We start from the raw sequence: 11202 nt of genomic DNA on the forward strand, positions 1-11202 counted from the left end.
TTCGATAGGTAGTCTCTATTGTTTTTTGACTTGGTTTATTCCAAGGGCATTCTTATAGATGAAAGAAATGAAAAATATAAAAAATCAAAAACGCATGAACCACTATTCTATGTGGAAATATCTGGTTCTTATTGTTGCAGTTGTTCTATTGGCTCTTAGCGCCATCCCAACTTGGTACGGTGAGCAACCATCGATACAGATTCAAAGCGAGGCTCTACAGTCTTCATTATCCTCAATCACAAAACTGGATCGATTCTTAAAAGATGCAGGGGTATCAGCGCAGGAAATTACACAAAATAAAGAGCAAATGACTTTGGTTTTTCGAGACGAAGATACCCAGAGTCGAGCACGTAAAATATTAGATTCAGTCGTTACACAAGCGGATGGTATTACCTATTCGTATGTCTCTGTTGCGCCTAAGTGGCTTGGGGAGTTAGGCTTCAATCCGATAAAACTTGGGCTTGATCTTAGAGGAGGAGTGCAGTTTTTACTTAACGTAGATGTAGACCAAGCTTTTTCAGAGCAACGAGATGCCATTCAAGATGAAGTGAGAGAGATGCTGCGTGCTGAACATTTACGCGGAGTAAAAGTGGTAAGCCGAGGTGTTGATGGATTTCTCGTAAGTGCGAGGTCAGCTGATCATCTTAATCGTATTCGTGAATACTTAAATAAAAGCTATCCAAATTGGGTTGTTAAGCGTTCATCTGGTCAATTGTTAATTCAACCATCACAACAAAATAAGACTGAGTTTCAAACCATCACGCTGCAACAGAACTTAAAAATTATGCGTGGAAGGATTGAAGAGTTAGGTATTACTGAAGCTTTAGTCCAGCGACAAGGTGAGCACTCGATTCGGATTGAATTACCTGGCGTACAAGATCCATCACAAGCAAAAAATGTGATAGGTGCGACTGCCAGTCTTGCATTTCATCAAGCTAAATCCCCTTCAGAAGCAAAAACAAGCCGTGACATCACTTTGGCTGATAACGATGGCGCGTCGGTAACATTGGTAAAGAAAGCGATTTTGACCGGTGAACATATCGTCAATGCAAGAGCGAGTTTTGACAAGATGGGTCGGGCAGAGGTGGATATTGCACTGGATCACGCCGGTGGCAAAATCATGAGTGACTTCTCTGGAAAGCACATTGGAAAACCAATGGCTACGGTCTATCGGGAGTACACTCTAGATGCGCAAGGTAACTCACAACGAAGTGAGAAAGTGATTAGCGTTGCGACTATTCAATCACAGCTTGGTAGTCAATTCAGAATCACAGGGGCAGGAACCATTGACGAAGCTCAACAACTTGCGCTTTTACTTCGTGCGGGTTCGTTGACTGCTCCAGTAACCATTGTGGAAGAGAGAACGATCGGCGCATCACTTGGCGCTGAAAATATTCACAATGGTTTTGCAGCGCTAGCTCTAGGGATGGGTTTGACCCTTGCGTTCATGGCGCTTTGGTACCGCAGGTTAGGATGGATTGCGAATGTCGCTTTAGTGGCGAATATGGTCTGTTTACTCGGCATGGTCGCTTTGTTACCTGGTGCAGTTTTAACATTACCTGGTATTGCTGGATTGGTTTTAACTGTCGGTATGGCTGTTGATACCAACGTTCTTATTTTTGAAAGAATAAGAGATAAACTGGCAGAAGGACGAAATTTTGCACAAGCCATCGATCAAGGATTTAGTTCTGCGATAAGCACTATTTTGGATGCAAACATTACCACAATGATCACGGCTGTCATTCTGTACTCAATGGGAAATGGGCCAATTCAAGGCTTTGCTTTAACGCTTGGGTTGGGGCTTATTACGAGTATGTTTACAGGCGTGTTCGCTTCACGAGCAATGATCAATCTAATTTGGGGCCGTGATAGCCGCCGCGATGTAAGGGTGTAATGATGAATCAGATAAAAAGTAATATTCGCAAAATTCGCTATTTCACTAGCTATGTATCGATTGCGTTAATGGCGGTTTCATTACTCGCTCTAGGGGCTAGAGGGCTGAATATGGGACTCGATTTTACGGGTGGAATGGTGACTGAGATTCAAGTAGATGCCAGTGTCGATAGCCACCAACTGCTCTCCTCACTGACTCCTGAATTGGGTGAAGAGACAAGAGTAACACCATCTGGAGAAGTGGGGCGCTGGGTAATTCGTTACGCTATACCTGAACTAGGCGCTGATGTTCCAAATATTGAACCTCTATTGGCTCCAATATCAAACCATGTTGAAGTGGTTAGCAATAGCATGGTTGGTTCTCAAGTGGGCCAAGATTTAGTTGATCAAGGCGGGCTCGCATTGTTGATCTCCCTTTTATGCATTTTGGGTTATTTATGTTTCCGTTTTGAATGGAGACTCGCAAGCGGTTCATTATTGGCACTATTGCATGATGTGGTACTGGTTTTAGGCTTCTTTGCACTGACTCAAATGGAATTTAACTTAACCGTATTTGCAGCCATACTCGCCATACTCGGTTACTCCTTAAATGATTCAATTATCATAGCCGATAGGGTGCGAGAGCTTCTTGTTGCAAAACAGTCGTTATCAACAAAAGAGATTAACGATCAAGCTGTTGTTGCAACGTTTTCTCGCACTATGGTGACATCAGGAACAACGTTAATTACCGTTGGCGCATTATGGCTTATGGGGGGGAGTGCGTTAGAAGGTTTTTCTACTGCAATGTTTATCGGTATTCTGACCGGAACATGGTCTTCAATATCGATAGGGACAGTGCTGCCTGAGTGGTTAAAGTTGGAGCCTAAACATTATTTGCCCGTGGAAGTAGATTCTGCACCTTAGGCTAATCGATGGTTTACCCTAGATAAAAGAAAACCCCGAATTAACGGGGTTTTCTTAACATGAAAGAGGAGCTACAAAATAGGCAAAATCATCTCTCCTCAACCATTGCTTTTTTACTTAGACTTCTTTGTCTTTTCCTAGAGAAAGGAATCCAACAGAGATGGCAGCAACAACAGCGAATCCGCTTAAAATAATCACGGGCATTGCACTGTAGCCAAGAATATGCCAAATAACTGATTCTAAAGTACTCATTCTGTAACTCCTATTACCAGCCTTCAACGCCGCTCATGTCTGGAAGTTTATGTGCAATACCTTTGTGGCAATCTACACACGTTTTTTCACCTGAAGCGAGTGCGGTAGAGTGTTGTTTAACACTACGTGGGCCTTGCTCAGAAAAGTCCATAAATTCAAATTCATGACAGTTACGACACTCTTGAGAATTGTTACTCTTCATTCGGTGCCATTCACGCTCTGCTAGGTGTGAACGTCTTGCTTTGAACTTCTCGTCAGTACCGATGGTATCAGTAACAAAGTAAGCAAAAAGCTCTTTAGACGCTTGAACTTTACGTACTATTTTGTCTGTCCAGTTGTGTGGAACGTGACAGTCAGAACAGATAGCTCGTACACCTGAACGGTTCGAGTAGTGAACAGTCTCTTGGATCTCAGCAACGATAGGAGCATGACAACCAGAACAGAACTCTTCTGTGTTAGTTGCTTCCATACCCGTGTTGAATGCACCCCAGAAAAGAAGACCACCAGCAAATCCCATAAATAGAACAACACCTACGGCTGCTTTACTTGGGCTTCTTAATCTTGTCCAAAACGCTTTTAATAATTTCATATATAGCCTCTCTTATGCCTTTGGCTATGATTATTTTAATGAATCAACGCGTTGGAATTCATTCTCAACTAATGGTTTAGCATCAGCTTGAGGAACGTGACATTGCAGACAGAAGTAACGACGAGGTGATACATCTGAAAGCACTTGGTCTTCGCGGTTCATGTAGTGAGTTACACTAATTTTAGTTGCACCCATCTCTTTAGCGTTTTTCCAGCTGTGACAAGAAAGACATTTGTTTGCATTAAGAGACACTTCGTAGTTACGAATTGTGTGTGGAACAAGAGGTGGCTGATAAACGTAGTCACTGTCTAATGTAACGTGATCTCTTGGGTAACGTTTAAAATCGTCTGCCGCACGTGTCACTTCAAGTTCAGAAGCTCCACGTAAGGACTCAACGCCACCAATACCGCCTGGGTTATCAAGCTCAGCTTGAGCAACACCAGTCATCAAAGCACCGATTGATAAAAGGGCAATAATCAGTTTTTTCATGTTTATTTCTCCGCCTTATGGCTAATTCTTTGATTGGCAACCTAAGGCTCTAGGTTGCCAGTGCAATCATTTCTGTTCTGGTGCTTAAGATACTTTCGTGATCTTAACCGGACACTTCTTAAAGTCTGTCTGTTTAGACAGTGGGTCCGTAGCATCAAGGATCAGTTTGTTGATCAGAATGCGAGCATCAAAGAACGGTACAAATACCAATCCTTGCGGTGGACGGTTACGACCGCGAGTTTCCACTCGAACTCGAACTTCACCACGAGCGTTCTCCATTAGAACTTCATCACCTCTGCGTAAACCACGTGCTTTTGCATCAGCAGGGTGGATGTAACAAAGTGCATCAGGAACGGCTTTGTAAAGCTCAGGAACACGACGAGTCATTGTGCCTGTATGCCAGTGTTCAAGTACACGTCCAGTACATAGCCACAAGTCATATTCTTTATTTGGTACTTCCGGTGGCGCTTCGTATGGTGCTGAAATGATCAGAGCCTTGCCATCTGGTTTACCATAGAATTCCCATCCAGCACCTTTCTTAACATACGGGTCAGAGCCTTCTTTGAAACGCCATTTAGTTTCTTTGCCATCAACAACAGGCCAGCGTAAACCACGTACGTTGTGGTAAACGTCGTATGGTGCTAAATCGTGACCGTGACCGCGACCAAATTCTGCGTACTCTTCGAATAGGCCTTTTTGTACGTAGTAACCGAAGTGGTGTGCATCGTCGTTCAATTCACGAGCTTCTTCGATAGGGAATTTATCTACTTGACCGTTTTTGAACAGCATGTCATACATGGTTTTTCCACGGTATTCAGGTGCTTTTGCAAGCAATTCTTCAGGCCAAACGTCTTCCATTTTGAAGCGTTTAGAGAATTCCATTACTTGCCATGAATCTGATTTCGCTTCACCAACAGTACCCACTTGTTGATACCAAGCTTGTGTACGACGTTCAGCGTTACCGTAAGCACCTTCTTTTTCTACCCACATTGCGGTTGGAAGAATCAAGTCAGCCGCTTGAGCGGTTGCTGTTGGGTAAGGGTCAGAAACAACGATGAAGTTTTCAGGGTTACGGTAACCAGGCAAACGTTCAGTATTAATATTTGGACCCGCTTGCATATTGTTATTACATTGAACCCAGTAAGCGTTGATCTTACCGTCATTTAACATACGGTCTTGTTTAACCGCGTGAGCGCCTGGCTTCGCAGGAATCGTTCCTTCAGGAAGTTTCCAGATTTTTTCAGCAATAGCACGGTGTTTAGGATTTTTAACCACCATATCCGCAGGAAGACGGTGTGAGAAGGTACCCACTTCACGAGCCGTACCACACGCTGATGGCTGACCTGTAAGTGAGAACGGGCTGTTACCTGGAGTCGCAATTTTACCTGTAAGAAGGTGAATGTTGTACACCAAGCTGTTCATCCAAACGCCACGAGTATGTTGGTTCATACCCATAGTCCAAAGTGACATGACTTTGATGTTTGGATCAGCATATTGTTTAGCAAGCTCAATCAGTTTCTCAACAGAAACGCCTGACATTTCAGAAGCTTTCTCTGCTGTATAAGAAGCAACAGAAGCTTTGTAACCTTCAAAATCAAGTGGGTGCAGTTTACCAACGTTCGGGTTTGCTGCTTTCACTTGAAGTGGATCGTCATCACGTAGGCCGTAACCGATATCAGTCGTTGCTTGCTTGAAGTTCGTGTGCTTGTTTACGAAGTCCCAATTTACAGCATCGTTTTGGATGATGTAGTTAGCAATGAAGTTAGCGATAGCAAGGTCAGACTGTGGTTCAAAAATGTAACCAGTATCTGCTAGTTCAAATGAACGGTGGTAATAAGTCGATAGTACATTCACTTTTACGTGTGGATGGCTTAAACGACGGTCAGTGATACGAGTCCATAATACAGGGTGCATTTCTGCCATGTTAGAACCCCACAGAACGAATGCATCTGCGTGTTCGAAATCGTCATAACAGCCCATTGGCTCATCGATACCGAAAGTACGCATGAAGCCACCTACAGCAGAAGCCATACAGTGACGAGCGTTTGGATCGATGTTGTTTGAACGGAAACCCGCTTTCATCATTTTAGCGGCGGCGTAACCTTCCATTACTGTCCACTGACCTGAACCGAACATGCCAATACCCGTTGGGCCATGTTTTTTCAGTGCCGCTTTCCATTTTTCAGCCATTGTATCGAAAGCAACATCCCAAGAAACAGGTGCGAAATCACCGTCTTTGTCATATTTGCCATCTTTCATACGAAGAAGAGGAGTTTCAAGACGGTCTTTGCCATACATGATTTTTGACAGGAAGTAACCTTTAATACAGTTGAGGCCTTTGTTTACAGGTGCTTCTGGGTCACCCTGTGTCGCAACAACCTTACCGTTTTGAGTACCAATCAGAACAGAACAGCCTGTACCACAAAAACGACAAGCCGCTTTATCCCATGTTATTTTTGTTTGGTCTGAACTAGCGATCAGATTCGTAGCAGTAGCTGGCAATGTTACGCCCGCAACCGCTGCCGCTGATGCTGCTGCATTTGCTTTCACAAATGCACGTCTTGTCATTTTCATACTTCACCCTCAATTTGGGAATGGTTAGTTCCAGTGTCTGTATCCATATCGTCTAGGTCGGTTTCGATTTGGTGGTAAACCAAAGCAGTGCCTAAAACATTTGGTAAATCGTTGATCGCTTCTATAGTGTCGGTTACATAACCTTGGTTTTCGGTTTCCAACACCACAACTATTTTTCCTTTAGGACTATCGCCATAGATTTCTGCATTTTCGAATTGTTCGATTTGCGCTTTGATCTCAGCTAAGTGTTCAGGAGCAACATGCACAACCAAACTTGAAATATGCACTTCATTTAGTGCCATAAATTACTCTCGTTATTATCGCCGAAGCGAATGTTATTATAGTTTTTCGCCTTGGCGAACATTGCTCACATTGATGGCTGAAGTAGGGCAAACGGCAACACAAGCACCACAGCCACTGCATTCATCAACGTTAATTTTTGGGTTCGCAACTCGACCTACTTGTAGATCAAATTGAATTGCCATGGGCTCACACATATCCCCACAGCTTCGACATTCCACATTTTGGTTCGCTAAGCACTTTTCGCTGATACTTGCTTTTGCATCCCAAGCTGGTTCATCTTGTGTTTTAAAAATCGGTTCTGGACACACTTCTGCGCATTGATAGCAAAATGTGCATTCATCGATAGAAAAGTCAACGGTAGGGAACCCTCCATCACCACTAACAATTATTTTGGTCTCACATGCATTCAGACATTTGCCACATCGAGTGCAATCTTCGATGAAGTTTTCTTGTTTTTGAATCCACGGTAAGCGAACCAAACTACTATCAACGTTTTTTCTTGAAAATAAGCGTCTTCTAGATAGGTCAACCACTTAGTACATCCTAAGTATAGTAATAGTGCTAAAAGTGTAGGTTATTTTTCCATTAACATACTTTCATTTTTACTAATACAAATTGTAGTTTTAGAAATATTTGTATAAATACCCCTTAAGGGCTAATTAATGTTGGATGTTGTTTTAGATCAATAAATTCCGTGGCTGTTGATCACATATTGATAGGGTTAATATCAGAGGCGTGGCAAAATGAATGTAATTGAAATTTTTGGAGCTTCATTTTGCTGAACAAACCAGTTCAATCTGTAACCAATACGATAGCTAAAGCTTTAGTACTAATTTTGCTACTTTCTGTCGCAACTACAGGGTTTGCAATCATCACTTTGGCATCTAGTCTGAATGATGCAGAAGCCGTGAATGTAGCTGGTTCCATGAGGATGCAAAGTTATCGTTTGTCCCATGATATTCAAACTAAATCGGTCGATTACGGTGCCCATATTGCCGAGTTTGAAAACTCACTATATTCACCATCAATGAAAGCATTACAGGGTTGGACCGTTCCAAAAGATATCACCATGGACTACTACCGAGTGATAGTTCGTTGGCATGAATTGAAAGACGTGTTACGCAGCAAAGATAAGAGTCAGTATTTAGTATTAGTCGCCAATTTTGTTACTGAAATTGATGGCTTCGTATTCAAATTACAACAGTTTTCTGAGCTGAAATTAATCAAACTCGCTTGGGCTGGAGGGTTCGGGTTAGGTGGCATTCTGATTGTTTCATTTTTCGTTGTTCATTTTGTTCGTAAAGAAGTCGTCAAACCACTGAATGCATTAGTTATAGCGAGTGAACAAATTAAAAATCGCAGCTTTGATGTCAAATTGAATGTGACCAGTAATAATGAGTTAGGGATTTTGACTCGAACGTTCAATACAATGGCTGATGATTTGGGGAAAATGTACCTAGGTTTAGAACTTGCGGTAAATGAAAAAACCCATAAATTGCAGCACGCAAATCAATCATTAGAAGTTTTATATAACTCTTCACAAGAGCTAACAGGTGCCCGGATCAGCCAAGATAATTTTCACGCTATACTGCAGCATATTGTGAGTTTAGAAGGTATTCGGGCGGCTAAATTAGAGATCACGGATGTCGGTGGCAGAGCTCTTTTCATCGAAGAGGGTGTCGTGAGTTCAAGTACGGGTCATAAATCTGAGTTGCAAGTGGACGGTAATCATCTCGGGTTCTTATACTGCGAGTATGGCCTGCCTTGCCCGGATCAAACCTTGATAGACAATTTTGTCCAGATCTTGTCGCGTGCAGTTTATTACAACCAAGCACAGAAACAGGCAGAGCAACTCATTTTGATGGAAGAAAGGGCAACTATCGCTCGAGAGCTTCATGATTCCTTGGCTCAGTCACTGTCTTATTTAAAGATCCAAGTTACATTACTCAAAAGAGTTATTGGTAAATGCCCTGTGCACTCAAATAGTGAGCGAACCGCGCTTATACTAGAAGATCTTGGAGAGGGCCTTTCAGGGGCATATACCCAATTAAGGGAGTTGTTAACGACCTTTAGATTAACAATAAAAGAGGGCAGTTTTGGTGAAGCATTAGTTGAGATGACGCGACAGTTAGCGGAACAAACGGATGCAAAAATTACATTGGCGAACCATTTGTCATCAGTAGAACTTGATGCTCATGAACAAGTTCACCTGCTTCAGCTGATCCGCGAAGCGACAATTAACGCGATAAAGCACGCTAAGGCCAAGAACATAGAAATTTTGTGTGAACTTTCAAGTGATGAGGTCATGATTAAAATAAGTGATGATGGTGTCGGTTTTGATCTCCAAGATCCGCAATTAAATCACTATGGCATGAGTATCATGCAGGAACGCTCCTCTCGTTTGAATGGTAAATTAGAAGTTAACAGCTCTAAAGGCAACGGGTGTGAAATCATTTTAAAATACAGAAGTACTAAGGAATTATAATTTGACCACGTGTAAAGTGATGTTAGTGGACGATCATCCTCTGATGAGAAGAGGGATAAGCCAACTACTTGGTTTTGAAGATGAATTTGAAGTCGTTGCAGAAGTTAGCAACGGTGCAGATGCTGTGGCAAAAGCTCATGAGATGGACCTCGATTTAATCCTGCTGGATCTCAATATGAAAGGGATGTCGGGTTTAGATACATTAAAAGCGCTGAGAACCGACGGTTCAGAGGCTCAAATTGTTATCTTGACTGTATCTGATAGCCCTGCCGATATCGAAGCGATTGTTAAGGCCGGTGCTGATGGCTATTTATTGAAAGATACAGAACCGGACGAATTAATAGAATTACTTAAAAAAGCGCATGATGGCAGTAAAGCTTACAGTGATGTCGTTGCGCGTTACTTGGCAGACAGTGAGTCAAGAGATGATGTATTTACTCAACTCACAGAGCGTGAAACTCAAATATTGCAAGAAGTTGCAAAAGGCTTTCGAAATAAGCAGATTGCAGAGCGCTTATTTATCTCAGAGTCAACGGTAAAAGTACACATGAAGAGCTTACTTAAAAAGCTTCAAGTTCCCTCACGTACAGCGGCAACAGTTCTCTACCTTGAGCGTTTCGGTGAGATGAAGTAATTGAAATAACCACTCTTAAGGTGCGATAGGCTAAAGGCACACTCGGTTGTATTTTGATTTTATGGATACAATTAGTGTTATTTATAAATGTGTGCCATGCTTAGTCTCTTCTGCATGACTCAGTTCGAGTCAATGCTCTATTATGGGTTTTTGTTTCAATGAGGTTGAACCGTTTTCATTACTGCATATTCTTGATTGCGCTGGTTCCAATGAGCTCAATTGCAGTAACGTCTAAAACATCAAATCATAACACTGTCCGGTTTGCCATCGGAGAGTGGGTTCCTTATACACATAATACTCCCCAATCAGGGCTACTTGAAAAAGTGGTATCGAGCGCCTTTAAATTGCGTGGTTATGATGTCACTTTCGATTACCTTCCTTGGTTACGAAGTGCAAAATTAGTTCAGCATTCTAAATATGATGCCACTTTCCCTTGGTACTCAACTGACGATCGTCGTGAAAACTATCTATTTTCACAGCAATCCATTCTTGATGTAAAAACACTTCTTTTTTATCACATAGATGCCAAGTTTGATTGGCAGTCTTTGCAAGATTTAAAACAATATAATATCGGAGCGGTTGAAGGGTATTCATCGACTAAATTTATTCAGAAAGGCGGAGTTGAAACCATAGATGCTGCGTCATTGGAAGAAAATGCCTACAAGCTCTATCGACACCGTATTGACGCTTTCGCAGTAGAAAAAAGAGTTGGAATGCGCTTGATTCATCAAATCTCAGATGATGCTTCAAATACGATTAAAATACACGATAAGCCATTAATGAATGAGCCAATGTACATGCTTTTTCCTAAAACGGAGAAAGGAGACTCGCTTCGTAAAGTATTTGATAGTGCGCTTGGTGAATTGAAAAGCAGTGGTTGCTATTCAAAGATTTTAGCCGGTGAAGATTGTGTGTAGAGCCTGAATGTTGAGGGCTAGTGTGGTCGGTATGTCATTGCTATATCTTAATATTTTTACTGTATGCTAAAAATACCGCTCATTCTGAAATGAGCGGTATTTATTAGGCTTAATACTTTTTAGATCGATAACGACTTGTTAAAACTCAGCATTAAACTGTTGG

11 protein-coding genes are annotated in these 11202 nt (G+C 42.0%); 5 read left to right on the top strand and 6 right to left on the bottom strand.

The window, feature by feature from the left end; genetic code table 11:
- Positions 1 to 58 precede the first annotated feature (58 nt).
- The gene (gene secD / locus FCV43_RS12290) at positions 59 to 1894 is read left to right on the top strand and encodes a protein translocase subunit SecD (protein ID WP_136995356.1); all 1836 of its coding nucleotides are present in this window, start codon (positions 59 to 61) and stop codon (positions 1892 to 1894) included.
- Complete coding sequence (secF, locus tag FCV43_RS12295) at positions 1894 to 2796, top strand: protein translocase subunit SecF (protein WP_017051223.1); 903 nt, start codon at positions 1894 to 1896, stop codon at positions 2794 to 2796. Before secD ends, secF begins: the two co-directional genes overlap by 1 nt.
- A 117-nt stretch (positions 2797 to 2913) precedes the next feature.
- Here the strand turns inward: secF and FCV43_RS12300 are convergent, their stop codons facing one another.
- The 6 genes from FCV43_RS12300 to napF all read right to left on the bottom strand — a co-directional run bounded on the left by FCV43_RS12300 (position 2914) and on the right by napF (position 7536).
- Positions 2914 to 3048, bottom strand: coding sequence for a TIGR02808 family protein (locus tag FCV43_RS12300; protein ID WP_017051224.1), 135 nt, complete (start codon positions 3046 to 3048; stop codon positions 2914 to 2916).
- 13 nt (positions 3049 to 3061) lie between these two features.
- The gene (locus tag FCV43_RS12305) at positions 3062 to 3637 is read right to left on the bottom strand and encodes a NapC/NirT family cytochrome c (RefSeq protein ID WP_017051225.1); all 576 of its coding nucleotides are present in this window, start codon (positions 3635 to 3637) and stop codon (positions 3062 to 3064) included.
- 30 nt (positions 3638 to 3667) lie between these two features.
- Positions 3668 to 4126: a nitrate reductase cytochrome c-type subunit gene (locus FCV43_RS12310; RefSeq protein WP_136995357.1), complete on the bottom strand. Its 459-nt coding sequence runs from the start codon at positions 4124 to 4126 to the stop codon at positions 3668 to 3670.
- An 84-nt stretch (positions 4127 to 4210) separates the two neighbouring features.
- Positions 4211 to 6700: a periplasmic nitrate reductase subunit alpha gene (napA, locus tag FCV43_RS12315; RefSeq protein WP_136995358.1), complete on the bottom strand. Its 2490-nt coding sequence runs from the start codon at positions 6698 to 6700 to the stop codon at positions 4211 to 4213.
- Positions 6697 to 7002 carry a chaperone NapD gene (locus FCV43_RS12320; protein ID WP_017051228.1) on the bottom strand — a complete coding sequence of 102 codons (306 nt, stop codon included), beginning with the start codon at positions 7000 to 7002 and terminating at the stop codon, positions 6697 to 6699. Before FCV43_RS12320 ends, napA begins: the two co-directional genes overlap by 4 nt.
- 36 nt (positions 7003 to 7038) lie before the next feature.
- Positions 7039 to 7536 carry a ferredoxin-type protein NapF gene (gene napF, locus FCV43_RS12325; protein ID WP_017051229.1) on the bottom strand — a complete coding sequence of 166 codons (498 nt, stop codon included), beginning with the start codon at positions 7534 to 7536 and terminating at the stop codon, positions 7039 to 7041.
- Positions 7537 to 7778: 242 nt separating this feature from the next.
- On the opposite strand from napF, the gene narQ reads away from it, so the two are divergent.
- The 3 genes from narQ (at position 7779) to FCV43_RS12340 (ending at position 11039) form a co-directional block, all read left to right on the top strand.
- The gene (gene narQ / locus FCV43_RS12330; RefSeq protein ID WP_136995359.1) at positions 7779 to 9488 is read left to right on the top strand and encodes a nitrate/nitrite two-component system sensor histidine kinase NarQ; all 1710 of its coding nucleotides are present in this window, start codon (positions 7779 to 7781) and stop codon (positions 9486 to 9488) included.
- 1 nt (position 9489) lies between these two features.
- Positions 9490 to 10122 carry a response regulator gene (locus FCV43_RS12335; RefSeq protein WP_029203222.1) on the top strand — a complete coding sequence of 211 codons (633 nt, stop codon included), beginning with the start codon at positions 9490 to 9492 and terminating at the stop codon, positions 10120 to 10122.
- 158 nt (positions 10123 to 10280) lie between these two features.
- Positions 10281 to 11039, top strand: a complete 759-nt coding sequence (locus FCV43_RS12340) for a substrate-binding periplasmic protein (protein ID WP_240697159.1) — start codon at positions 10281 to 10283, stop codon at positions 11037 to 11039.
- Positions 11040 to 11202 lie beyond the last annotated feature (163 nt).

It is taken from the genome of Vibrio genomosp. F6, from assembly GCF_005146325.1.
Lineage (GTDB): Bacteria > Pseudomonadota > Gammaproteobacteria > Enterobacterales > Vibrionaceae > Vibrio > Vibrio cortegadensis.

Coding starts and splice junctions, on each gene's coding strand:
- secD (WP_136995356.1), top strand. CDS start 59: ATGAAAGAAATGAAAAATATAAAAAATCAAAAACGCATGAACCACTAT.
- secF (WP_017051223.1), top strand. CDS start 1,894: ATGATGAATCAGATAAAAAGTAATATTCGCAAAATTCGCTATTTCACT.
- FCV43_RS12300 (WP_017051224.1), bottom strand. CDS start 3,048: ATGAGTACTTTAGAATCAGTTATTTGGCATATTCTTGGCTACAGTGCA.
- FCV43_RS12305 (WP_017051225.1), bottom strand. CDS start 3,637: ATGAAATTATTAAAAGCGTTTTGGACAAGATTAAGAAGCCCAAGTAAA.
- FCV43_RS12310 (WP_136995357.1), bottom strand. CDS start 4,126: ATGAAAAAACTGATTATTGCCCTTTTATCAATCGGTGCTTTGATGACT.
- napA (WP_136995358.1), bottom strand. CDS start 6,700: ATGAAAATGACAAGACGTGCATTTGTGAAAGCAAATGCAGCAGCATCA.
- FCV43_RS12320 (WP_017051228.1), bottom strand. CDS start 7,002: ATGGCACTAAATGAAGTGCATATTTCAAGTTTGGTTGTGCATGTTGCT.
- FCV43_RS12340 (WP_240697159.1), top strand. CDS start 10,281: ATGAGGTTGAACCGTTTTCATTACTGCATATTCTTGATTGCGCTGGTT.